General features: G+C 30.6%; 24 protein-coding genes, 2 riboswitches and 1 other annotated feature. Of the genes, 22 read left to right on the top strand and 2 right to left on the bottom strand.

What is annotated here, in order from left to right; translation table 11 throughout:
• Nucleotides 1-42 precede the first annotated feature (42 nt).
• Nucleotides 43-136, top strand: a riboswitch (cyclic di-GMP riboswitch).
• Between the two features lie 85 nt (nt 137-221).
• The 4 genes from CLCHR_RS25455 (at nt 222) to CLCHR_RS11315 (ending at nt 2635) form a co-directional block, all read left to right on the top strand.
• A complete protein-coding gene (locus tag CLCHR_RS25455) occupies nt 222-353 on the top strand; it encodes a hypothetical protein (protein ID WP_278337001.1) in 132 nt (43 codons plus the stop codon).
• A 173-nt stretch (nt 354-526) separates the two neighbouring features.
• The gene (galU, locus tag CLCHR_RS11325) at nt 527-1402 is read left to right on the top strand and encodes a UTP--glucose-1-phosphate uridylyltransferase GalU (RefSeq protein ID WP_079439912.1); all 876 of its coding nucleotides are present in this window, start codon (nt 527-529) and stop codon (nt 1400-1402) included.
• Between the two features lie 353 nt (nt 1403-1755).
• Nucleotides 1756-1839, top strand: a riboswitch (cyclic di-GMP riboswitch).
• Between the two features lie 79 nt (nt 1840-1918).
• Complete coding sequence (locus CLCHR_RS11320) at nt 1919-2101, top strand: Spo0E family sporulation regulatory protein-aspartic acid phosphatase (RefSeq protein WP_079439911.1); 183 nt, start codon at nt 1919-1921, stop codon at nt 2099-2101.
• A 234-nt stretch (nt 2102-2335) separates the two neighbouring features.
• Nucleotides 2336-2635 (top strand): hypothetical protein, encoded by a 300-nt coding sequence (locus CLCHR_RS11315; protein ID WP_079439910.1) that lies wholly within the window; start codon nt 2336-2338, stop codon nt 2633-2635.
• 153 nt (nt 2636-2788) lie between these two features.
• Here CLCHR_RS11315 and CLCHR_RS11310 read toward each other — a convergent pair whose 3' ends face one another.
• Nucleotides 2789-3466 (bottom strand): CpsD/CapB family tyrosine-protein kinase, encoded by a 678-nt coding sequence (locus CLCHR_RS11310; protein ID WP_079439909.1) that lies wholly within the window; start codon nt 3464-3466, stop codon nt 2789-2791.
• Between the two features lie 344 nt (nt 3467-3810).
• Between CLCHR_RS11310 and CLCHR_RS11305 the strand changes: the two genes are divergently transcribed.
• Both CLCHR_RS11305 and CLCHR_RS11300 read left to right on the top strand, forming a co-directional pair.
• Nucleotides 3811-4323, top strand: coding sequence for a VanZ family protein (locus CLCHR_RS11305; protein WP_079439908.1), 513 nt, complete (start codon nt 3811-3813; stop codon nt 4321-4323).
• Nucleotides 4324-4404: 81 nt separating this feature from the next.
• The gene (locus tag CLCHR_RS11300) at nt 4405-6378 is read left to right on the top strand and encodes an ABC transporter ATP-binding protein/permease (protein WP_079439907.1); all 1974 of its coding nucleotides are present in this window, start codon (nt 4405-4407) and stop codon (nt 6376-6378) included.
• 192 nt (nt 6379-6570) lie between these two features.
• On the opposite strand, the gene CLCHR_RS11295 is transcribed toward CLCHR_RS11300, so the two are convergent.
• A complete protein-coding gene (locus CLCHR_RS11295; protein WP_079439906.1) occupies nt 6571-7587 on the bottom strand; it encodes an N-acetylmuramoyl-L-alanine amidase family protein in 1017 nt (338 codons plus the stop codon).
• A 436-nt stretch (nt 7588-8023) separates the two neighbouring features.
• On the opposite strand from CLCHR_RS11295, the gene CLCHR_RS11290 reads away from it, so the two are divergent.
• The 16 genes from CLCHR_RS11290 (at nt 8024) to CLCHR_RS11215 (ending at nt 24967) form a co-directional block, all read left to right on the top strand.
• The gene (locus CLCHR_RS11290) at nt 8024-8680 is read left to right on the top strand and encodes a hypothetical protein (protein WP_079439905.1); all 657 of its coding nucleotides are present in this window, start codon (nt 8024-8026) and stop codon (nt 8678-8680) included.
• Nucleotide 8681: 1 nt separating this feature from the next.
• Nucleotides 8682-10007, top strand: a complete 1326-nt coding sequence (locus CLCHR_RS11285; protein ID WP_079439904.1) for an MPP10 family protein — start codon at nt 8682-8684, stop codon at nt 10005-10007.
• 109 nt (nt 10008-10116) lie between these two features.
• Nucleotides 10117-11154, top strand: a complete 1038-nt coding sequence (locus tag CLCHR_RS11280) for a PspC-like choline-binding domain-containing protein (protein ID WP_079439903.1) — start codon at nt 10117-10119, stop codon at nt 11152-11154.
• 266 nt (nt 11155-11420) lie between these two features.
• Nucleotides 11421-12665 carry a replication-associated recombination protein A gene (locus CLCHR_RS11275; RefSeq protein WP_079439902.1) on the top strand — a complete coding sequence of 415 codons (1245 nt, stop codon included), beginning with the start codon at nt 11421-11423 and terminating at the stop codon, nt 12663-12665.
• A 119-nt stretch (nt 12666-12784) separates the two neighbouring features.
• Complete coding sequence (locus CLCHR_RS11270) at nt 12785-13237, top strand: RrF2 family transcriptional regulator (protein ID WP_079439901.1); 453 nt, start codon at nt 12785-12787, stop codon at nt 13235-13237.
• Nucleotides 13238-13239: 2 nt separating this feature from the next.
• Nucleotides 13240-14421, top strand: coding sequence for a cysteine desulfurase NifS (gene nifS, locus CLCHR_RS11265; protein WP_079439900.1), 1182 nt, complete (start codon nt 13240-13242; stop codon nt 14419-14421).
• 1 nt (nt 14422) lies between these two features.
• Entirely contained in the window at nt 14423-14860 is a 438-nt protein-coding gene (gene nifU / locus CLCHR_RS11260; RefSeq protein ID WP_079439899.1) for a Fe-S cluster assembly scaffold protein NifU, read from the top strand.
• Nucleotides 14861-14871: 11 nt separating this feature from the next.
• Entirely contained in the window at nt 14872-15948 is a 1077-nt protein-coding gene (mnmA, locus tag CLCHR_RS11255) for a tRNA 2-thiouridine(34) synthase MnmA (protein WP_079439898.1), read from the top strand.
• A gap of 765 nt (nt 15949-16713) precedes the next feature.
• Entirely contained in the window at nt 16714-17214 is a 501-nt protein-coding gene (locus tag CLCHR_RS11250; protein WP_079439897.1) for a PRC-barrel domain-containing protein, read from the top strand.
• Entirely contained in the window at nt 17195-18223 is a 1029-nt protein-coding gene (locus CLCHR_RS11245; RefSeq protein ID WP_079439896.1) for an AI-2E family transporter, read from the top strand. The genes CLCHR_RS11250 and CLCHR_RS11245 overlap by 20 nt, the downstream gene beginning before the upstream one ends.
• Nucleotides 18224-18279: 56 nt before the next feature.
• Nucleotides 18280-18458, top strand: a binding site (T-box leader).
• Between the two features lie 80 nt (nt 18459-18538).
• Entirely contained in the window at nt 18539-21178 is a 2640-nt protein-coding gene (gene alaS, locus CLCHR_RS11240; RefSeq protein WP_079439895.1) for an alanine--tRNA ligase, read from the top strand.
• A gap of 159 nt (nt 21179-21337) precedes the next feature.
• Nucleotides 21338-21595, top strand: a complete 258-nt coding sequence (locus tag CLCHR_RS11235) for an IreB family regulatory phosphoprotein (protein ID WP_008424959.1) — start codon at nt 21338-21340, stop codon at nt 21593-21595.
• A gap of 109 nt (nt 21596-21704) precedes the next feature.
• Complete coding sequence (gene ruvX, locus CLCHR_RS11230; protein WP_079439894.1) at nt 21705-22118, top strand: Holliday junction resolvase RuvX; 414 nt, start codon at nt 21705-21707, stop codon at nt 22116-22118.
• 141 nt (nt 22119-22259) lie between these two features.
• Nucleotides 22260-22538: a DUF1292 domain-containing protein gene (locus tag CLCHR_RS11225; RefSeq protein WP_079439893.1), complete on the top strand. Its 279-nt coding sequence runs from the start codon at nt 22260-22262 to the stop codon at nt 22536-22538.
• A 93-nt stretch (nt 22539-22631) separates the two neighbouring features.
• Nucleotides 22632-23096, top strand: coding sequence for a Fur family transcriptional regulator (locus CLCHR_RS11220; protein ID WP_079439892.1), 465 nt, complete (start codon nt 22632-22634; stop codon nt 23094-23096).
• A 203-nt stretch (nt 23097-23299) separates the two neighbouring features.
• Nucleotides 23300-24967, top strand: coding sequence for a ribonuclease J (locus CLCHR_RS11215; protein WP_079439891.1), 1668 nt, complete (start codon nt 23300-23302; stop codon nt 24965-24967).
• The last annotated feature ends 195 nt before the right edge of the window (nt 24968-25162 follow it).

The following is a 25162-nucleotide window of genomic DNA, read 5'->3' as shown; positions in this document are numbered from 1 at the left end:
AATGTTGTTGCCTAATTATGGAAAATATGATATCATTAATTATAGTGAAAAAGGCAAATCATAGGAAACTATGAGACGCAAAGCCAAGGACCTGAACCATAATTGTTCTATTCATGGAAGGTAGCCGGTTACCACGAGGATGACTATTTATAGTCTTTAGACTCTGTTGAGATCTAATTGTCCTTATTTTCCTTTTTCACAATGAAAGGTGGGGAAAAATAATGATTAAAGTTTTATGTATTTCAATAGTGGCTATAACAGTACTATTTGTATTAGCTTTATGCAAAATTTCTAAAAGATCAGATAGAAATGCACAGATTATACTATCAAATTCCCGTATATTTCATTTGTAATGGTTTTCTAACTTGCTATAAATTAACAAGTCATAAATACTGCACGAAAGATGAATTTCGTGCAGTATTTCGTTAATCAAGATTAAGCGTACTTATAAGGAAGACGAGTCATAAGTATTTAAAAGTATTATATTAATTTATAAAAAATTTATTAATAATTCATGGAGGAAGTAATGTCGAAGAAAATAAGAAAAGCAATAATTCCAGCAGCAGGGCTAGGAACAAGATTCTTGCCTGCAACCAAGGCTCAACCAAAGGAAATGCTTCCTATAGTTGATAAGCCAACAATTCAATATATTATAGAAGAAGCTATTGCTTCTGGTATTGAAGAGATACTCATTATTACTGGCAGAAATAAGAAATGCATTGAGGATCACTTTGATAAATCTATTGAACTTGAAGTAGAGCTTGAAAAAAATCATAAGGATGAATTATTAGATTTGGTTAAAAATATTTCAGATATGGTTGATATTCATTACATAAGGCAAAAGGAACCTAGAGGACTAGGACATGCCATCTTATGTGCTAAGAGTTTTGTAGGTAATGAGCCTTTTGCAATTCTTCTTGGTGATGATATAGTATATAATGAAGAAAAACCTTGCCTAAAGCAGCTTATTGATTGCTATGGTGAATATAAAACAAGCATTTTAGGTGTGCAAAGTGTTAAGCCTGAAGATGTATGCAAGTATGGTATAGTTAATGGAATAATAATTGAAGATAGAGTATGTAAAGTTAAAGGATTAGTAGAAAAACCAAGTATAGAAGATGCACCGTCAAATACGGCAATACTTGGCAGATATATAATTACTTCTGCTATATTTGAAATTCTAGAAAATACAAAGCCTGGCAAAGGAAATGAAATTCAACTTACAGATGCATTGAAAGAGCTTGCTAAAAGTGAAGCTATGTATGCTTATAACTTTGAAGGAAAAAGATATGATGTTGGAGATAAGCTTGGATTTTTAGAAGCAACAGTTGAATATGCATTAAGAAAACCTGAAATTAAAGATGATTTTATAAAATACTTAAAAGGCCTTAATTTAGAATAAGTTTAAATTAAGTAAATAAATTAAATGTCTAGTGCTGGCTTTTTTAGCATAAAGGACTCGTTACTGTTAAGTAACGAGCCTTTTTATATGTCTAGGAAAATACATAAATTTTAGTGACATTTCTTTCTATTAATTGAATTCTATATTTTCTAAATAACGCTCTGGAAAAAGTAAAGAAATTATTCGTTTTTTATTAAATTATTAAATTAATAAGTATGCAAAAAATTGGATTATTTTATATTAATTTTGTATTGAAATCTTTGGACATTGATGATAAAATTAGTGATATGTTTCGGATAATGGAATTATATGTATAAAAATACATATAACTCAATCGTTAAGTATTAAAGTTAAAAGATATTGGGGACTGTGAAAAATTCTCTTTATTTGGGCGCCTGGAGAATTTTGAGTTTGTGGTGCAACCGACCAATTTAAATTAATTGATAAATCAATTAGTTTAGATTGGTTTTTTGTTTTAAAAGATTATTATGAAAAGAAAATTAAGGGGAGAAAATCATGAAAGAGAAAAAGGATAGGATAAAAGAATTTGCTAGAAAGATTGAAATAGTGAGAGAAATATTACATAAGAAGATAGAAGAAAATATAGACAAAAAAGAAATTTTAAGAATTAGCCAGGAGTTGGACAAACTAATAGTTAATTATTTATTAGAATGCACTATAAAGGCAGAATTAAGATAGACTTCTTTTTATGCCTTTACAGTGAGGATTATTATTAGGTGGAATACGAAGAGTTTGACATGTCTAATGTTGATTATTCTCATATTTTTTTGTAATTAATTACATATAAATAGAAACGAAATATCATTTACTAATTCCATAAAATGTATATAATGGAAGTAAGTGAGTTTTTAGACGAATGTAAATATAATAATTATTATATTTACTCGCAATAAAGAAGAGGGGAGAATATCTGTGGCGATCTTTGATGTCTTTAAAAAGTTTGATGAATATGGGTTTAATTCTAAAGGATTTCACAAAAATGGTACAAGATATAATGATAATGGATTTGATAAAAATGGTGTTCACAAAAATGGTTCGTATTTTAATGATGAAGGGTATAACATGGAAGGGTATGATAAGCACGGTTTTGATAAGGATGGTTACAACAGTGCGGGATTCGATAAGGATGGATATAATAAAAAAGGGTATGACATGCGTGGGTATGATAAGCAGGGAGAATATTTAGAAGTAAGGTATTCATGGAAAAAGTAAAACTTACTAGCAAGCTCGAGACATTCTTGTAAAGGAGGCCAGATCTTGTGAAATTATCGGGTATAAGTTTAAATAATATAGAAATAAAGAAAACAGGTAAGATTGATTAGTTCGATAAAATCTTACCTGTTTTTATTATTAAAAGATGAATTTTTAGTAATAATAATATTTATGTCTACAACGTGGAATTCTATTTAGTATAACTCCTACAATGTTAGCACCTACTTTAAGTAAGAGTTTTTTTGATTCGGTTACTTCATCTTTTTTTGTTTTTTCTGATTGTACAACGAGAATTGTTCCGTCAACATTTGTTGATAAAATTTGTGCATCTGTAATTCCAAGAAGAGGGCAGCAATCTAGTATTATCAAATCATAAATTTCTCTTAATGTAGTTATTAAATTACTCATTGAATTTGAGGATAGCATTTCAGCAGGGTTAGGAGGTAACTTGCCAGATGTCAAAATATCAAGAGTATCATTATGGCATATTATTGCTTCTTTTAAATCTATTTCACCTATTAGAATCTCAGAGAGCCCAAGTAAATTAGAAACATTAAATTTCTTATGAATTGAAGGTCTTCTTAAATCGCAATCCATTAATAATACTTTTTTATTATCTTGAGCAAATGATAATGCCAAATTTCCCGATATAGTAGATTTTCCTTCAGAGGCCACTGAACTGGTAATTAAAATGGTTTTTAGTTCTTTATTATATGAAGAGTATTGAATATTAGTCCGCAAAATTTTGTAAGCTTCTGATGAGTGCGATTTTGGTTTTTGTTCAACTATGAATCCTTTCTTTTCTTCTAAGCTCATTGAGTTTCTTAACATTTTTATACCCACCTTTTATAAAAATAGTCACCAAATAATTTATATATTTGTTTTACTTATTTTTATTAATGCAAACAGAATAAAATTCCAATTATTTAAAATAAGTTCAACTCATTTTCATAGTTTTTCAGAATAAAAATGTTTATAATTTCGGTAAGTTATCTCATAAGTATAAGTTTTGATTATCTATACAATTATTATTATATTCTTAAGAATAGTAGCAAATGTAGATATATTAATCCTATATTTGTTATAATTATTTATATTATTCAAGGTTTTTGTATTAAATTAAGTAAGATAAGTAATGAAAATCTAATATATAAATTGAGAGAAGAGGCGGCTAAGTGAAGAAAATAGTTATACTTTTATGTTTCCTTTGGATGGGATTTATATTTTATATGTCAAGTAATAACGGTGCTATATCACATGAACAAAGTAATAGAGTTGTTAATATAATTGAAAAGACTGAATCAAAACTTAAGACAAATGGTGAAAGTAAAGCAGCAATTAGCAAGGAGCCAAAGGTAAATAATAATGATGGGAAAGCAAATGTTAAACAAGTGAAATTAGATTCTTTAGATCACATAATTAGAAAAAATGCCCACGGATTTATGTATATGGTATTAGCATTAATAGTGAGCAGTGCGTTGTTTACTTTTAATAAAAAAGGAAAAGATGCAATAGTTTATATATTATTTATTTGCTTGTTTTATGCTGTAACCGATGAGTTTCACCAAGCATTTGTACCAGGGAGAACTTCCTTGATTAGTGATGTCTTAGTCGACTTTTGTGGAGCTTTAATAGGGCTTACAGTCTTTTATTTATTTTATTATAAGTTACGTAGAAGAAACTCATGAATGGTAAATTTACGAATTATTTAAAGAATATTATTATCTAAGTATGATCGGTAAACTAAGATAATCAAATGAGGAATGAATATGTGTTTATTAAGTTTAAAAAATGTTAGCAAGCATTATAATCTAAAAGGTAATGAAAAGACTTATGTATTAAAAGATATTAATTTATCTTTTAATAAGCATGAATTAGTAGCTATTGTAGGGGAATCTGGAAGTGGAAAATCTACACTAATGAATCTCATAGGTGGATTGGATTCGAAGTATAATGGACAATTACTTGTAAATGGAAGAAATATTAAAAAGCTTAAGATGAGAGAACTTGATGAGTATAGAAAAAACAAAGTTGGTTTTATATTTCAAAGTTTTAATTTGATACCTCATTTATCTGTTTTGAATAATGTTGTAATAGCTATGACTTTATCTAATATTAAAAATAAAGAGCGAGTTGAACGTGCTAAAGAAATGTTAATTAAGCTTGGTTTAAAAGATCACATGAGTAAGAAACCAAACCAATTATCAGGAGGGCAAAAACAGAGAGTGGCCATTGCTAGGGCTTTAATAAATAATCCTGAAATAATTATTGCTGATGAACCAACAGGAAGCTTGGATTCTAATACATCAGATCAAATCTTAGAAATAATGATGGATATAGCTAAAAGAGGAAAACTTGTAATTATGGTTACTCACTCTGAGAAAGTGGCAGCTTGCTGCAGCAGAGTAATTAAAATAGCAGACGGCAGAATAACTGAAGATGAAGAATTTTTTAAATTAGACAGATATAACGGGGAAGAAGAAAAGATAAATTTTAATATAAAGAAAAAAAGAAATGGCCTAAGCATTTTTAGTGCAGCAAAGCTGGCACTAACTAATATGAAAGAAAAACTAATACGTAATGTAGCTATTTCTATAGGTGCAAGTATTGGTATTATGAGTCTCATTTTAATGCTGTCTTTTGGGAATGGTGTTAAAGCTTATTTTAGTAAAACTATGAACAGTTATGTTAATCCTCTCGTAATAGAAGTCAATATGCCAAGTGATGATTCGGAAACAGTTAACTTAGATATTGTTACCATGGAAAAGCCTAATATCAATAAACAAAATCCATTCAAGGATGAGGATATACAAAAGTTATCACAAATAGAAAATGTATCTTCTATAGAGAAAGGATATTCTGATATTTCTATGGGGGCCAATTCTTTAAGTTATGATGGTAAAGGAAGTAATGTTATGAGGGTTTCAACAATATCCTCGAATATAACTGAATCAAATGTACAGGAAGGGGCTTTACCTGAAAAAGGTGAAATATTAATTAATAAATCCATTTTGGATAGGTTTGCTGAAGATATTATTGGGAAAAAGGCTGTTTTACGAATTTTAGTTAATCAAAAGATGATTAATAAGGAATTTGTTGTAAGTGGAGTTTATACTACAACAGGTGGGGATTTAACTTCTATTATGAAATCTGTTTTTTTAAACTATTCAGATTTAGAGGAACTATATTCAGATAATAAATACCAATTAAAGCCTAATGTACTGTATCTTAATAGCGCAAGTAGTAAATTTACAGATGGTATTAAAGAAAAGGTTAAAGAACTTGGATATTCAGGATCTTCACAAGAACAGATGGTTGATATGTTTGATTCAATGATAAGTATTTTAACTTATGTATTATCAGGGATTTCAGGAGTGGCTTTATTGGTATCAACAATTATGATAATAATAATTATGTATATTAGCGTTGTGGAAAGAACGAAAGAAATAGGGATACTTAAGGCCATTGGAGCGCGAAAAAAGGATATAAGAAGAATTTTTGTCTGTGAGGCATTTTTAATAGGATTTTTTAGCGGGATTATTGGTATCATATTATCATACTCCTTAGGGAGAGGAATAAATCTTATGTCAAATAAAGCATTTGGTATTGATATAGTATTGATAAGGAATTCTTATAGATTGTTTGGAATATCACTAAGTATAGTTATTGGAACTTTAGCTGGATTGCTGCCAGCAAATAAGGCATCCAAATTGGATCCAGTAGAATCGTTAAGAAGAGAATAATATAGAAAGCTCAGTTATATGACAATAATTACAAAAGAAAGGCCAAATATGTTGCTCTGTTTAAGAACAACATATTTGGTCTTTCTTGCATAGAAGTATACTTAGCTTTTATAGTAATAGATGTTGTTTCATCCATATTCCTAAGGTATGTAAATTTATAAGGTAAAAAGCTTGTACACGTAGTTATCTACATTATTTTTCTAATTTGAAGAAAGCTCCTTTTAATAAAGCATATGAATCTCCATCATCTGAGATAAAAACAGTCACAGATGCGCTTTTGTCTAGTGAAATAATATTTATAGTGGCAGTAAAACATTGAACTTTACTACCTGAAATATTTATATTATATTTATTATCAAAATCAGAAGAGGTCATAGTTTTTGCGCTAATAGAAGGATTAGGAATAGTTATGTTATAATCATTAAAGCTTATTGAGCTTTTAGTAATTGTTATTGATTGTCCTTGGCATAAAGCTATTTGCTCATCTGTCATTTTTGAATCTAGATTTGAAGCAACATAATCACCTACAGTCCATGTACCATATAAGGCTTCGGCTGAAGCTTTTGATCCACCAGATCCAGAACCGCCGCCTGATCCTCCAGAGCCGCCTGATAGAGCAGTATCCTTAGTAGCGTCTGTCGCGTTGGTAGCATCTGTTGCGTTAGCTATACCTGAGGCTATCTGATTTGCATTAGACGAATTTGTTTTTTCACCACTTGCAGCGAAGCTATAGCTTATACCGTTAACTGTTATGTTTCCAGTTTTCATATCTCCAGACTCACTTAAGTAATATGTTTTTCCGTTTATGTCAAGTAGCCCTGTGTGCATATCTCCTGATGAATTTAAGTAGTACCAAGAACCATTATTATTTAACCATCCAGTTTGCATATTGCCTGATGGAGCAGCATAGTACCATTTACCACCATCATTAATCCAACCTGTTTTCATAGCCCCAGATGTCTCTAAGTAATACCATTTACCACCGTCATTAACCCAGCCAGTCTTCATTATAGAACTTGAATCAAAGAAGTACCATTTTCCTTCGATTAATTTCCAACCAGAAATTGATGAGTTTCCATCAGTATAGCTCCAGATGCCATTATCAGATTGTTTCCAAGCAGCAGATGCCTTTATTGGAATAACAGTTGCAGTAGCAGCAAGAGTTACTGCGGCTAAAACCACTAATTTTTTGAATTTGAAATTTTTCATTTTAACACTCCCTATAATACTTAATTATCTAATCTCCTCAAATTTTGTAACTATGTAAACTATATATATGTTAGATAGTTACAAAATTTGAAACGTATATATATAATTTACCATGTTAATCATATATATGCAAATATATAAAGGAAGTGGATTTATGTGAATTAATTTACATGTGGTCAGTAAAATAATATAAATATAGTAGATCTATATTATTGTAATAAAGTATTTTAATTTTTATGTAAAAATTAAAGAACTATTAAGCTTATTTAACTAGTGTAGATCATAATTTCATATATTGTAATAATGTTAATTCATAAGAATAAAATGTAAAAGTAATTGTAAAAATGCTAAAAATACTATAATATAGAATATGTATAGAATCATATTGGGCGGTTTATACTTAGCATTTATAGTATTGAAAGGGGATAAAATAGAAATGAAAATTAAAAAATTAGTATCAATTGGAGCTCTTGGATTAGCTTTAACTATGTTTAGTTCAATAGGAGCATTTGCAGCAGAGAGACCTAGTAAAGAAAAACTACAAGCGGATATGATAGCTATGTTTCTAGCTAATAAAAGTCCAATATCTTATAATGTTAATACAAATACAAAGATCGGGACTATTATTAATTTAAGTAGACTTAAAACAACCATTGAAAAATATGAAGTTGATAAGGGTAATTATACTAAGTTAAACAAAGCATTAGATTTACTTGAGTCTAACAAGACACTTTTAGAAAATGCAAAAATAATAGTTAATGCATTTAATAAAGATGATTTAGATGCTTTAGTAGCAGAAGTTAGAAGTGTAGCGGTTACATTAAGAGATATTGAAAATGGTGGTATTGTAAAAGGCCATGGTAAATATGAGCTTGAAAGCGACATTAAGGATTTAGTAAGAGAATATAATCCTAATTATAATGTGCTCTTTGGAATGAATAAAAACGGAGAAATTGCTATGTCTGTTATAAATGACAAGCAAATAATTCTTCAACTTGATTCTGGAGATGCATATAAAATTAGTGATTTTCTTAATAATAATGCATCGAATTTAGTTACGTATGCGCAAACATTTAAAGATTTAGTGAAGTAAAATGAAAACAAGCTTAATAAAAATAACAGCTCAGATATTATTAGTAATTAGCATTATGCTAGCTGTTTCATCCATATTCGTAAGGTATGTGATTTTAAATGAAACTACTTATCTGAATATATTTAATGAAAGTGGTACTTATAGTCAGATTAAAGATTCTGTATATCAAAAAATAGATAGTCTTTTAAGCTCTAAAAATATCAATGTTGATATAAAAGAATCAATAGTAACAGAGGAAGATATAGAACGAGAAGTAGAGAGTGCTGTCTATGGAGTTTTAGAGTATTTTAAAACTGGAGAAAATAATGTGAAGTCTCCAGATACGTCCATATATAAGCAGAGAATATCCGATATATTAGATTCTGTTATAAGCAGTGTAATAAAGCCAGCTAGTAATGAAGTATCTTTTAATGATAACTTTTATACTAAAAACATGGTATCTACTACAAGTAAGCTACAACTTAATGAAATGAACTATGTTAAGAAAGCATCAGAAGATGGACAAGACGTAGTAAAAGTAGAAAAGTTAATGAGCAAGGAAGAAGCAGAAGCTAGAGTAAGAGAAATACTAAAGCAAAAAGGATTAACTGAAGAACAAGCTATTGAAAAAGCAAGAAAAAAAGGCATAACAGAAGAACAAGCTTTAAAAATATTAGCTGGGTATGGTATAACAATTGATGGTTATGAACCAGGTGGAGGCAGTGCTGCAAGCTCTACTAAAGAGGGAAATAGTACTAATAGTGATAGTTCTAATTCCCAAAGTGTTACTGGAAATAGTAATGGTGGAGAGCAGGGAAACGCAGCATCGTCGAATAATGAAAATCAAAGTACCACAAGCAAAGCAGAAAATAATACGAATTTTAAAAGTAAATTAGATAGTGTTAAAAATAAATTGGTGGATGAAGCGGGCAAAAGCATTGATAAAGAAGTTGAAAAAATGAACTTTAACAAGATCATGGAATCGAGTAAAGTTCAAAAATTAGCCAAAATAACATCAACACTTTATAAACTGTTTTGGTTATTTATTTTGATACCAATGATAATAATGGCCATATTAATAAAAATAAATGTTAAGGGGTTAAACTCAAGTTTAAAATACATAGGAACTGCGTTTTTAATATCAGGATTTATTTTAGTTGTAGTATCCTCTAGTATTTATATGTTGAAAATTTATGAAAACATTAATATAAGTCAGGTTTATATAAAAGATGCTATTTCAAATATAGCTAGACATTGTTTGATAGTTTTGGCAAAGTATGATGCTATAACACTTGTCATAGGTTTATTTGCGTTTATTCCAACATTTAAGAAACGTTTAATTAAGTAAAATAAGAAATTAATTAGTTTTAAATTAAGAATAACTCTAGATTAATGAGAGTTTTATACTAAATAGTATAACTTTGAAAGCAAGAGTATTTGAGGAGGGTAATATAATAATGAAAAGTTTAAGATTAAAAAATTTAGTTACAGCTGCAGTAGTGGCATTAACAGTAGCAGCTTTATCTCCAACAGGAGCATCAGCGGAATGGAAGCAGGATTCTAACGGATGGTGGAATACAGAAGGAAGTTCATATTCTACTGGTTGGAGAACTATTAGTGGTAGCTGGTACTTCTTCGGTTCAGATGGATATATGAAAACAAACTGGGTAAATGATGGAGGTACATGGTACTATTTACAACCATCAGGAGCAATGAGAACAGGCTGGGTAAATGATGGAGGTAAATGGTACTTTACAGATGCATCAGGAGCAATGAAAACAGGTTGGGTAAATGATGGAGGTACGTGGTACTTTACAGCAGCATCAGGAGCAATGCAAACAGGTTGGGTAAATGATGGAGGTACATGGTACTTTACAGCAGCATCAGGAGCAATGCAAACAGGTGTGGTTGAAGTTGAAGGAAAAGTTTATTATTTAGCACCAAGTGGAGCTATGGCAACAGGAAATGTTACTATTAATGGAGTAACTTATACATTTGCAGCAAGCGGAGAAGCAGTGGGAGATAAAATTCCAACTCCAGCTATATCATTCTCAAGAACTGGAGCTCAAACAACTCCAAGTAAACCAAGCGTAACTGAACCTACTAAGTCATCGGGTGGTGGCGGATCATCAAATAACAGTGGTGGTAATACACCAACATTCCAACAACAAATTAACAGTGCTTATAGCCAATATGCTACTATAGGATTAAATAGTGCAAGTAGTGCTATAAGTATAGATGATAAGACAGCTAATGAAGATGGAACTATAAGCTTCAAAGTCACATTTAATAAGGCTGTTGACAACAGTAAAACAGGAAATGATTATGTTTCTCAAGATATATTTGTAGCTAACGAAGATGGAACTGATAAAGATATTTCATATAGCAATGGAGAGTATAAGGTTAAATCTGGTGCAAAAGTATACAGTGTTGTTCGAGTATATAGAAATGGACAAATAGGGTATGTAACTTCAGTACAAACAGTAACTAAGTAATTTTATGTAAAAAATAGAGTTCAGTTAAATAATTAAAGCAAAGCGGCGAGATTATTATAATTCTTGCTGCTTTTTTATTTTCTTGTATCTGCTATAATATTATTTGTTGCAAACATAAGGCATATTCAAGGAAAATTTGGAAATTTTATTTATCTTTAGGTGCTTAACTTCTAGTTAAAAAAAGGATTGGAAGATATAGATTTTTATATGTATGAGTTTGCATTAATTGATTATAATAATATAATGGCATATGGAGAGGTGTAATAATGAGACCATTAGCAGATTTAATGAGGCCTAGTAAGTTGGAAGATTTTGTAGGACAGCAGCAAATATTAAGTGAGGGGAAGCCATTATATAACTTGATAAAAAGCAGGAATATATGTAATTGCATATTTTATGGCCCGCCAGGAACAGGCAAGACAACTTTGGCAAACATAATGGCTAATTATGTTGATAAAAAGTTTTATAAATTAAATGCCACAGTTGCTTCTGTAAAAGATATTCAGGACATAACTAATAATATGGATAATTTATTGAATTATAATGGAGTAGTTTTGTACATAGATGAGCTGCAGCATTTTAATAAGAAACAACAACAAGCATTATTGGAATTTATAGAAGATGGTAGAATAACTTTAATTGCAAGTACTACAGAAAATCCGTATTTTGTTATACATAAAGCCATAATAAGCAGGTGTAATATATTTTCATTTAAACCTCTAAATACAAATGATATTATTGTTGGATTAAAGAAATCTATTGAAAAATTAATAGCTGAAGGCATAGAAATAGAATACTCAGAAGAATCCTTGATTTATATTGGAGAAATATCACAAGGTGATTATAGAAAAGCTTACAATATCTTAGAATTAGCGATAAACTCACAGGTTAGAAATGTCAGGGTAATATCAAGTGAATATATAGAAAGCTTAGGACAGTCTAGCATGAGAGCAGATTCGAGTGGAGATGAATTCTATAATCTGTTAAGTGCACTTCAAAAGAGCATTCGTGGAAGTGATCCAGATGCAGCAATTCATTACTTAGCTAGATTAATAAAGGGTGGAAACTTGACTGCTATTGTTAGAAGGATATCCGTTATAGCCGCAGAAGATATAGGATTAGCTTTTCCTAATGCATTATCAGTTGTTAACTCGGGTATAGAGCTTGCTTTAAAAGTTGGATTTCCAGAAGCTCAAATAATTCTCTCAGAAATAGTTATATATTTAGCAACACTCCCTAAGTCTAATAGTGCTTGTTTAGCTATAATGCATGCAATGAGTGACTTGGAAAATATTAATTTTGGAGATGTTCCGATGCATTTAAAGGATGCTCATTACTCTGGTGCAGCAAACCTTGGGGTAGGTGGATATAAGTATCCTCATGATTATCCTAACAATTACGTGAGACAAAAGTATCTGCCAGAAGAACTAAGTGGGAAGATTTATTATAAAGAACAAAATAATAGATATGAAGAGAGTTTGAAGAAGTACTGGAAAGAAATAAAAAAATAATAATTATCGTTTGACAAAAGCCGAGTATTTTGATAAGATATAAACAAAATTAATATATTTTTATATTATCAAAAAAGCTATGAAATATCAATGTAAATAATGAAAAGGGGTGAAATGTAATGAAACTTTCGACTAAAGGAAGATATGGAGTTAGAGCTATGGTTGACTTAGCATCTAATTATGGTGGTGCCCCAGTTTCAATTAAAACTATATCAAAGAGAGAAAATCTTTCGGAGTATTATTTAGAACAATTATTTAGTCCACTTAGACGTGCTAATATGATAAGAAGTATTAGAGGTGCACAGGGTGGGTATGTTTTATGTAAACCGCCAAAAGATATAACGGTTGGCGATATTATGACCATCTTAGAAGGTCCTATTGAAATCGCAGACTGCATAGATGGAGTAGACTGTGACAGCGCAGATTGCTGTGCTACTAAAGCCGTTTGGGAGAAGATTAAAAAAAGTATTGATGATGTTATGACTTCAATTACTTTACAAGATATCCTTGATGATTACGAAAATATAAAGAATAAGAAAAGCAGTATCAAGATAGCAGATAGGAGTGAATAATTATGAAAAATGTATATATGGACTATTCGGCTACAACATATGTTAAGCCTGAAGTATTAGAAGAAATGCTTCCTTATTTTACTGAAAAGTTTGGAAATCCATCTTCTTTTTATGGAATATCAAGAGAAACAAAAAGATCTATAGATAAGGCAAGGGAGCAGATAGCAAATTCATTAAACTGCTTACCTGATGAAGTATATTTTACTGGTGGTGGATCAGAAGCTGATAACTGGGCAATAAAAGGAATAGCATCAGCTCATAAAAATAAAGGAAATCATATAATAACAACTAAGATTGAACATCATGCTGTTCTTCATACTTGTCAATATTTAGAAAAGAATGGGTTTGATGTTACATATCTAGATGTAAATGAAGAAGGTTTCATCAGCTTAGAAGATTTGAATAATGCTATAACAGATAAAACAATTTTAGTAAGCATTATGTTTGCTAATAATGAAATAGGAACAATTCAACCGATAAAAGAGATTGGAGAAATCTGTAGAGAAAAGAAAGTTTATTTCCATACGGATGCAGTTCAAGCGGTTGGAAACGTGCCAGTAGATGTTAAGGAATTAAATATTGATATGCTGTCACTAGCAGGACATAAAATTTATGGACCAAAGGGAATAGGAGTTCTCTATATAAAGAAAGGAATTAAGATTGATAACTTAATTCATGGTGGAGGACAAGAAAGAAATAGAAGAGCTGGAACAGAAAATATTGCAGCTATAGTAGGATTAGGTAAAGCTGTTGAGCTTGCAAATGATCATTTAGAAGAACATATGGAAAGATTAACTGTATTAAGAGATAAGTTAATTGATGGGTTACTTGAAATTCCATATACTAGATTGAATGGACCAAGAGGAGATAAGAGATTACCTGGAAATGTTAATGTATGTTTTAGATTTATTGAAGGAGAATCGATATTATTATCTTTAGATTTTAAGGGTGTTTGTGCATCAAGTGGTAGTGCGTGTACATCAGGATCTTTAGATCCATCACATGTATTGCTTTCGATTGGACTTCCGCATGAAATAGCTCATGGATCATTAAGACTTAGTATGGGTGAAGGTTCAACAGAAGAAGATGTAGATTATGTTCTTGAAGTTGTACCACCAATTATTGAAAGATTAAGAAATATGTCACCATTATGGGATGACTTTTTAAAGAAAGGGGATAATTAATATGATATATACAGAAAAAGTAATGGAACACTTCCAAAATCCAAGAAACGTTGGAGAAATAGAGGATGCAAATGGTGTAGGTGAAGTTGGAAACGCTAAGTGTGGAGATATAATGAAAATCTACTTAAAGGTAGAAGATAACATTATTAAAGATGTTAAATTTAAAACTTTTGGATGTGGATCTGCTATTGCATCTTCATCAATGGCAACTGAATTAATTAAAGGAAAGACTTTAGATGAAGCTTGGGGATTAACTAATAAAGCAGTTGCAGAAGCTTTAGATGGACTTCCACCTGTAAAAATGCACTGTTCAGTGCTTGCTGAAGAAGCAATTCATAAAGCTATAAATGACTATAGAGCAAAGAACGGATTAGAAGTAATACCAATGGAAGAGCATAGTGACGAAGAATTACATGCTGCTGTACATGGAGAAGAGTAATAGGTGAAATTATGAAGAAAAAAGTTTTAGTAGGTATGAGTGGTGGTGTAGATAGTTCTGTTGCAGCATATTTATTAAAACAGCAGGGATATGAAGTCATCGGTGCTACGATGCAAATCTGGCAGCACGATGAGGAATTTGAAGAAAGGGAAGGGGGCTGCTGCTCCCTTTCTGCTGTTGATGATGCAAGAAGAGTGTGTGACAAACTTGATATACCTTTTTATGTTTTGAATTTTAGAGATTATTTCAAGGAAAAAGTTATTGATCCATTTGTTCAAGAGTACATAGATGGAAAGACACCAAACCCTTGCATTGAATGTAATAAACATTTAAAGTTCGATGAACTTTTAAGAAGAGCTAGGGGTATAGGTGCAGATTATGTAGCGACAGGTCATTATGCTAAAATAGAAAAGCGTGATGATAGATATCTTTTAATCAGATCTGATGATGATAGGAAAGATCAAACATATGCGTTATATAACTTTACACAAGATCAATTAGAACATACCTTAATGCCTTGTGGAGAATATGAAAAGACTAAAATTAGAGAAATAGCAAAAGAGATAGGACTCGCTGTTCATAACAAGAAAGATAGTGAGGAGATATGCTTTATTTCTGATAATAATCATGGTAAATATATATCAGAAGCTAAACCAGATAGAGTTAAACCAGGTAACTTTGTTGATAAGAATGGAAATGTTCTTGGTCAACATAAGGGTATTGTGTACTATACAATTGGACAAAGAAAAGGTCTTGGACTATCGCTTGGAAGACCAGTTTTTGTAACAAATATAAATGCTAAAACAAATGAAGTTGTTTTAGGAGCTGAAGATGATATATTTAAGACTGAATTAATTGCTACTGATGTTAATTTTATTTCTTTTGATAAACTTGAAACTGAAATCGAAGTTAAAGCAAAAATTAGATATTCTGCAAGACCAGCTGATGCTACTTTGACTCCATTACCAAATGGCAGAGTAAAAGTTACCTTTAATGAAAAACAAAGAGCAATAACTAAAGGGCAGTCAGTTGTATTTTACGACAACGAAATAGTAGTTGGCGGCGGAATAATAGAATCTATAATTTAATCATTGAAATACTTAAAGTGAAGCGTGAACAAACGAAATAGAATACATATATGTTCCTCAGGACTGTGAAAGATTTCGCTGAGCATATCTAAACGGGAAGTTGTACCCATGTCTGCATGTTCCTTCGACAATCGAATGACAAGCAGACATGGAACAACTTCCCGTTAAGATATGCAGCAGCTTATTTTTCAATGCCTGCTCCACATATATGTATTCTATTTCTTTGTTTTGCTATCACTTTAAGTATTTCTAAGATAAAAGCTTAAAAAATGTCACAACTTCGCCATTAAATAAGAGTTAAAGCCATTAATCAATGTACAATCTTGAAGTTTATAAATATTAGTTTGAGAGTATTGACAACAGAATGAACATAGAAATACTTGCTTAAATGTGTTTTGCTTTAAATTAACACTAAACAAAGAAATGGAATATATGTTTTTGCGGAGTGTTCATAAGAAGATTTTGCTGGCTGTGATTCTAGATTATAAGTTGTTCCAAAGGTGCTTGTTCAGGGCGTAGTCCTTGAGGCAAGCACTTTGGGTACAACTTGTAATCTTAGAATCACCCAGCCAAATCTTCAAGGAACCGGAGCAAACACATATATTCCATTTCGGTTGTTTGGCTGTAAACTTAAAATTATCTGTTAATGCAAGTATTTTTTTTATTTCTTGTTCTTAGCAATACTGAGTAGTTATGAATAATTTTCCTTTTTGTCGGGAATTCTAGATGTAATGATATTTCTATTTTAGAATTTGGAGGGAAACTATGTTCAAGACTAGAGATTTTTATTTTAAGAAAGTTTATAATGTTCAAGGTAAAAAGATTGGTATAATAGATGACTTATATATTGATTTTTATATGGGTAAAATTGTAGGGTTTAAAGTATCTAATAGTCTCTTGTTTTCTAAAAAGAATTATGTAGATATGGAGGATGTTATAGATATAGGGGAAGATGTAATTATCAGCTCTATAAGGAAAGGCGAAGGATTAAACTTTAAGGAAATTAAGTATATAGAGGTAATTGACACATGGGGAAATGTAAAAGGTGTTTTGGAAGATATTATTATAGATATTAAGGATTATTCTATAAAAGCTATAGTAATAAGTTCAGGATTAGTAGATAAGATGATAAAAGGTAAACAAATTATACTTTTAGATAGATGTATACTAGGAGAAAGTTATATCCTATATACAGGAAACGAAGGAATTTTGTTTAAATCTATACCTCATAATATGGAGAATTATAATGTACGTAAAAAAGCATAAAAATCAGATTATACTTATACTAACCCTAGTGTGTTTTTTCGCTATAATACTATCTTACCTTTACAGTGACCCAATAAGAACAACAATAAATATTATTATATTATCTTTTATTTTAGCATATACGTTAAGTCCTATAAGAGACTTATTTGAAACCAGGTTAAAAGTGAGCAGAAAATCATCATCAATATTAGTGATTTTAATTATAATAGGAATAGTTGCAACCTGTGTTATAGTAATTGTACCAACATTATTTAATGAGATTGCTAACATAAGTAATGTTTTTGAGAATGTGAGCGATTTCTTGAAAGAAGCTTTTGGGAAATTCAGCTTAAATAATAATATAACTACAAATGTGTTATACAACGAAGTGTTAGAAGAAGCAAATTCTATTTGGATTAATTTTTCGGAAAATGCTGTAGATAGATTAATGAGCTTAGGTAATAATTTATTATCACTTTCAATAATACCAATTATGGTTTACTATTTTTTGTGTGATGGAAATAAGATATACAACAAAATATTATTATTATTGCCAACTCAAAAACGAGGATTAACAAAAAAAATTTTAAGTGATATAGATAGAGTGTTAACTAAATATATATCAAGTCAACTTTTGCTTTCGGGATTAATAGGAGCATTGACGTTTGTAATCTTACTAATGTTGAAGGTCAAGTTTCCGTTATGGATTTCGATTTTAAACGCAATATTAAATATTATCCCGTATTTTGGCCCAATATTCGGTGCAATACCAGCAATAATAGTTGCGCTTTTAGATTCACCTATAAAGGCCCTTTGGGTAACTCTTGGAATGTTCATAATTCAACAGCTGGAAGGGGATATACTATCTCCCAAGATGACTGGTGATAGTACTAATATGCATCCTTTTATGATAATAATATTGCTATTAATAGGTGATAAATTTGGCGGCTTCATAGGAATGGTTTTAGTAGTTCCTATAGCTGTTACAATAAAAGTTTTATATGACGATATTAATTACTACCTATTTTAATCGATAATATTGACAGAATTATCTATATGAAATATAATTTTGGTGAAATAATAAAATATTAAGCAATGAATAGGATGAGTAGATTTATTATAGCTATTTTAGAGAAAAAGTGGTTGGTGAAAACTTTATGGCTGTATATCTTGAAGCTGCCTAGGAGCTTATTGATTACTAAGTGGTGTATGAAATTCGTACGCAATTAGGGTGGTACCGCGGAATTTAAGCTTTCGTCCCTATTTCTAGGGGAGAGCTTTTTTGTGTTTGGTAAAAAATAGAATATAATTTAAAATACATAAATAATACGTGGAGGAATAAAAAATGAAGATAACGAAGACTAATGATTTAAGAGAAGCATATTTGAAATTTTTTGAAAGTAAAGACCATTTGAGATTAGATAGTTTTTCTTTGGTTCCAAAGAATGATAAGAGTTTATTATTAATAAACGCTGGAATGGCACCATTGAAGCCTTATTTTACAGGGTTACAAGAGCCGCCAAAAAAGAGAATCACAACTTGTCAAAAATGTATTAGAACAGGTGATATTGAAAATGTAGGTATTACAAGCAGACATGGTACGTTTTTCGAAATGCTAGGAAATTTCTCTTTTGCAGATTATTTTAAGAAAGAAATAATTCCATGGGCATGGGAATTCATCACAGAAGTTTTAGAGCTTCCAAAAGAAAAATTATATGTAACAATATACTTAGATGATGATGAAGCATATGAATATTGGACTACTTTAACAGATGTTGATAAAACACATATTTTTAGATTAGGTAAAGAGGATAATTTCTGGGAACATGGAGCTGGACCTTGCGGACCTTGTACAGAAATTCATTTTAATAGATCAAATGAAATTCCAACTAATTCAGATGAATTCGTTAAATTAGCTGATGAAGATAAGATTATAGAGTTTTGGAATCTTGTGTTCACTCAATTTGATGGAGATGGAAAAGGTAACTATGAGAAACTTGCAAATACTAATATAGATACAGGAATGGGACTTGAGAGACTTGCAGTAATAATGCAAGGGAAAAATAGTATATTTGAAATAGATACTTTAGAAAATATATTAAATGAAGTTGCAGGTTTAGCAAATGTTAAATATGGCGAAAATCAAAAGACAGATATTTCTTTAAGATTAATAACTGACCATATAAGATCTATAACTTTCATGATTTCAGATGATGTTATGCCATCTAATGAAGGAAGAGGATATGTATTAAGAAGACTTCTTAGAAGAGCAGCAAGACATGGAAAGACATTAGGGATTAAAGAAGCTTTCTTATGTAACCTATGTGAAACTGTTATAAGAGATTCAAGTGAAGCATATCCAGAATTAAGTGATAAAAAAGAATACATCAAGAAAGTAATCAAAATTGAAGAAGATAAATTTAGAGAAACTTTAGATTCAGGAACTGAAATATTAAATGGATTTATAAGCGAATTAAAAGAAAACAATGAAAAAGTACTTAGTGGTGCAGATGGATTTAAATTATACGATACTTTTGGATTCCCTATGGAATTAACAAAGGAAATTTTAGAAGATGAAGATTTATCTTTAGATGAAGATGCTTTTAATGAAGAAATGAAAATCCAAAGAGAAAGAGCTAGAAGTGCAAGAAAAACTTCTAATTACATGGGAGCTGATGTTGGAACTTTAGATAATATACCAGCAGATGTTGAAACTACATTCGATGGATATGATAATGATATATTAGATGCTGAAGTTAAAGTTTTAATTGAAGGTGAAGACTTTACTGATACAATAACTGAAGGAAATAGCGCTATAATTGTTACAGATATTACTCCTCTATATGCTGAAATGGGTGGTCAAATAGGAGATAAAGGAACAATATACAATGACAGCCTTAAAGCTAATGTTCTTGATACAAAGAAGAATATTGGTGGTAAGATAGTTCATTTTGTTGAAGTTTTATCAGGGGAACTTAAAGTAGGGGATAAAGTAACTATAGAAGTAGATAAAGCTAGACGTGAAGATATTAAGAAAAATCATACTGCAACGCATCTATTAGATAGAGCACTAGTTAAAGTTCTTGGTTCTCATGTTCATCAAGCTGGATCACTTGTAACTAATGATAGACTTAGATTTGACTTCTCTCACTTTGAAGCAATGACAGAAGATGAAATTAGAAAAGTTGAAGAGTTAGTTAACGAAGCAATAACAAGTGTAACGCCAGTTGTAACAGAAATTATGGATCTTCAAGAAGCAAAGAATAGTGGTGCAATAGGTATATTTGACGATAAATATGCTGATAAGGTTAGAGTTGTAGGTGCAGGAGAATATTCAAAAGAATTATGTGGTGGAACTCATATAGATAACACAGGAAAAATAGGGTTGTTTAAAATATTATCAGAAAGCGGTATTGCAGCCGGAACTAGAAGAATAGAAGCTGTAATAGGAAAAGAAGCATATAAGTTTGTAAATGAGAAAAAAGATTTATTAAAAGAAGTTTCAAGTAAACTTAAATGTTCAGAAAAAGAATTGTTAACAAAACTTGAACAACAAGTTAAGGAACTAAAGGAAAAAGAAAAAGAAATAACAGCATTAAAATCTAAATTTGCATCAATGGGTATAGATGACATAATATCATGTTCAAGAAATGTAAAAGGGATTAATGTAGTCGCATATGAATTGAAAGATGTTGATAGCGATACATTGAGAGATGTATGTGAAAAAGTAAGAGATAAGAGCGAAAATAGCATAGTACTGCTTATGAGTGCAAATGCTGGAAAAGTTATTATATGTGCAATGGCTGATAAGGATGCAGTAGCAAAAGGAGCTCATTGTGGAAAATTAATAAAAGAAATTTCTGCTATCCTTGGTGGAGGCGGAGGCGGAAGACCAGATATGGCTCAAGCCGGTGGAAAGCAACCAGAAAAAATACAAGAAGCAATTGAAGCATCTTATAAAATAGTGGAAACTTTAGCAAAGTAGTATACTTTTTATAAATTATAGGTTATAATCAAAATATAGATTAATGAATAAAATTTAAATATAAAGTTAATAATAAATATAAATGTATATATTTATGTGGATATAATTTCCTTATAACATGATTAAGGGGGTGGAGTTGCTTTTAGAAGCAACAGTTTTATGAGTAATAATATTGAACATACAATGCAATTTGATTTAAGTAAGAATAAAGAAGCTCTTACAAAGACAATTTTAACAGAGGTTTATAATTCATTACAGGAAAAAGGATATAATCCTATAAATCAATTAGTTGGATATTTGATTTCTGGAGACCCTACTTACATCACTAATTACAACGGAGCAAGAGCTTTAGTAAGAAAACTCGAAAGAGATGACATACTAGAAGAGGTTATAAAATCTTATTTAGAGATAAAGTAGAGAGTGCCCGTTTATGCGGGCACTCTTAATTTTAGGTGTATGAAATAATATAATAAGTCTATAATTCTGACTTATTATATTTTAAATATACCGTGAGAGGTGCTAGAATTTGAGAATACTTGGATTAGATGTAGGTAGTAAGACTATAGGAGTTGCGGTAAGTGATCCGTTAGGGTTCACGGCTCAAGGATTGACTACAATTAGAAGAACTAATAAAAACAAAGATATAGAAGAAATAAAAAAGTTTTGTGATGATTATGATGTTAAAACCATAGTAGTCGGATTACCGAAAAATATGAATGGAACAATAGGGCCATCAGGGGAAATTATTATGTCTTTTGGTAAATTGATAGAGGAAGAACTTAAGGTGGAAATTAAGTTTTGGGATGAGCGTTTAACAACAGTAGCAGCACATAAAGCAATGCTTGAAGCGGATTTGTCAAGAAGTAAGAGAAAAAAGATAGTAGATAAAGTGGCGTCAACTTATATCCTGCAAGGATATTTAGATATGATTTCAAGGTAGCCTACAATTGATTTGATTACAATTGTGCATAATAAAATAGCTTAAGAGTAATTTATACTTAATATAAAAAAATGAAATAGTATAGGTTGAGTTTGTTATGCTTAGAAATATAAAAAATTAAAGATAGAAAGGGATATAGTTATGGATAAAGATGCAAAATATGTATATATACCAGATCAAGACGGAAACGACGTTAAATTCGAGGTTATTATATACTTTGAAATAGAAAAGTTAAAAGGACAATATATCATTGCAACACCTGCGTTTGAAGAAACTGATGAAGCATATGCTTTCAAGATATTTAAAGATGAAGATGGTAGTGAGATATTTATAGCTTTAGAAGATGAAGATGAAGAGTTCGAAATGGTATTAGAAACTTATGAAACTCTCATGGATGAAGATGGAATTAGTGAAGAATAAGACTACTTATTTAACAAATTGTTAATTTTAAATTTACACAAATAAGAGTGAATTTTCTTAGTGTAATGAAATATGAAATGTGAGGTGTTATGAATGGATGTATCAAATTTGATTGATATGAATGCCTTGAAAGAAGATTTGAAAAAGAAGGGTTATAAATTAACGCCACAAAGAAGATCCATAGTTGATACAATTATAGATAATGAAGGTCAACATTTAACAGCAGAAGAAATATATGATAAAGTAAAAATAAGTTGTCCTGAAATTGGGCTGGCAACTGTATATAGAACTATTCTTTTGTTAGAAGAGCTCGGAGTTATATCTAGATTAGATTTAAATGATGGTTGTAGTAGATATGAGATAGTGCATTCTAACGAAACTCATAGACATCACCATCTGATTTGTAATAATTGCCATAAGGTTTTAGAGGTTCAAGATGATTTATTAGAGGAACTAGAGTCGGGAATTGAAAAGCAATACAAGTTTAAAATACTTGACCACAGTGTAAAATTTTATGGAATATGTGATGAATGTCAAAAAAAACAACATGATGAATAAAAGGAGTTTTCTGGGTATTTGAGAGCAAATTATAATAAAATATTTATGCAAAATTTGTTTTAGATTTAATATAAAGTAGTTTTTTATATGGTAAGAGTATAAGAAATACTAATTAAAAATGAAACTAAATAAATTGCATGCTTTTAAACGTTTGGAAAAAGAACCTTTGTTTATATATTAATATAGGAAGAAGGAGGGGAAGCATGAAAAATGAGAGAGCTAAGATAAAGATTATTCCTCTTGGTGGTATAAACGAGATTGGGAAAAATATAACAGCTATTGAATATAAGGAAGATATTATTGTAATAGACTGTGGATTAAAATTTCCTGATGATGATATGTTTGGAATAGATATAGTAATACCAGATGTTTCATATCTCATGAAAAATGCAGAAAAGATCAAAGGAATATTTTTAACTCATGGACATGAGGACCATATAGGGGCATTGCCATATGTGTTGAGGCAGTTGAATGTTCCTGTATATGGTACAAAACTTACTCTTGGTATAGTTGAAACAAAACTGAAAGAACACGGTCTGTTAGCTTCAACAGAACTAATAAGAGTAAAGCCAAAAGATATAATTAAACTAGATAGCGTTTCTGTGGAATTCATAAAAACAAACCACTCAATTGCAGATTCAGTTGCAATCGCGATTCATACTCCACTTGGAGTTGTACTTCATACGGGGGATTTTAAAATTGATTATACTCCTATTGATGGGGAGATGATGGATTTTGGAAGATTGGCTGAATTAGGAAGAAAAGGTGTATTAGTAATGATGGCTGATTCAACTAATGTTGAACGACCAGGATATACTATGACAGAAAAAATTGTTGGAGAGGCTTTCTTGCGTTTATTTGGTAAAGCAAAAGGTAGATTAATAGTTGCAACTTTTGCATCTAATGTTCATAGAATCCAACAAATAATTACAGCTGCAGAAGCTTATGAGAAGAAAGTAGCGGTATCAGGAAGAAGTATGGAGAATATTGTTCAAGTAGCGATAGAACTTGGATATCTTACAGTTGGAAAAGACGTACTTATTCCAGTAGATCAGATTTCAAAATATCCTAATGAAAAAATTGTGGTAATAACGACTGGTAGTCAGGGAGAACCGATGTCTGCACTTGCAAGAATGGCAGCGTCAGAACATAGAAAAATAAATGTTGTTCCAGGAGATACAGTTATTATTTCAGCAACACCAATTCCAGGGAATGAGAAATTTGTTTCAAAGGTAATAAATCAATTATTTAAGAAGGGTGCTCAAGTAATATATGATTCAATAGAAAAGATTCATGTATCGGGGCATGCTTGTCAAGAAGAATTAAAACTAATGCAAGCGTTAGTTAAACCGAGATTCTTTATACCAGTTCATGGTGAATATAGGCATCTGAAGAAACACGGTGAGTTAGCAATGGAAGTTGGTCTACCAGAGAAGAATTTATTAATACCTGAAAATGGAGATGTAATTGAAGTTGCAAGAAACCAAATTAAAAAAACTGGTACTGTTGTTTCCGGACAGGTATTTGTTGACGGTCTTGGAGTTGGAGATGTTGGAAATATAGTTCTAAGAGATAGAAAGCATCTTTCACAAGACGGAATTTTAACAATTGTAGTGACAATAGAAAAACAAACTGGCAGAGTTGTATCTGGGCCAGATATAATTTCAAGGGGATTTGTATATGTAAGAGAATCAGAGGGTCTTATGGATGAAGCTAGAGTGATAGTTAAATCTGTATTAAGAAACTGTGAAGAAAGACAAATTACTGATTGGGCTACATTGAAGTCAAAAATGAGAGATGAATTAAGAGAATATCTCTATGAAAAAACTAAGAGAAAACCTATGATACTACCAATAATTATGGAATTTTAGGATGCTTGTGAAATAAATGATTTAAGATATAAATTGTTTATATTAACAGGATCTATAATGAATTAGTTTATTATTACTTGTAATAGGGTTGACTTTTTTTGAAGAAAAGAGTAGAATTTAAACTAGTTGTGTAGGAAATTGGATACTTTAAGTATCCAATTTTCTTTTGGAAAAAAACAGTTATAGGTTTACATC

Origin of the sequence: Clostridium chromiireducens (assembly GCF_002029255.1) — a bacterium.
Taxonomy (GTDB): domain Bacteria; phylum Bacillota; class Clostridia; order Clostridiales; family Clostridiaceae; genus Clostridium; species Clostridium chromiireducens.
This window is presented reverse-complemented; position numbering and strand designations above follow the sequence as displayed.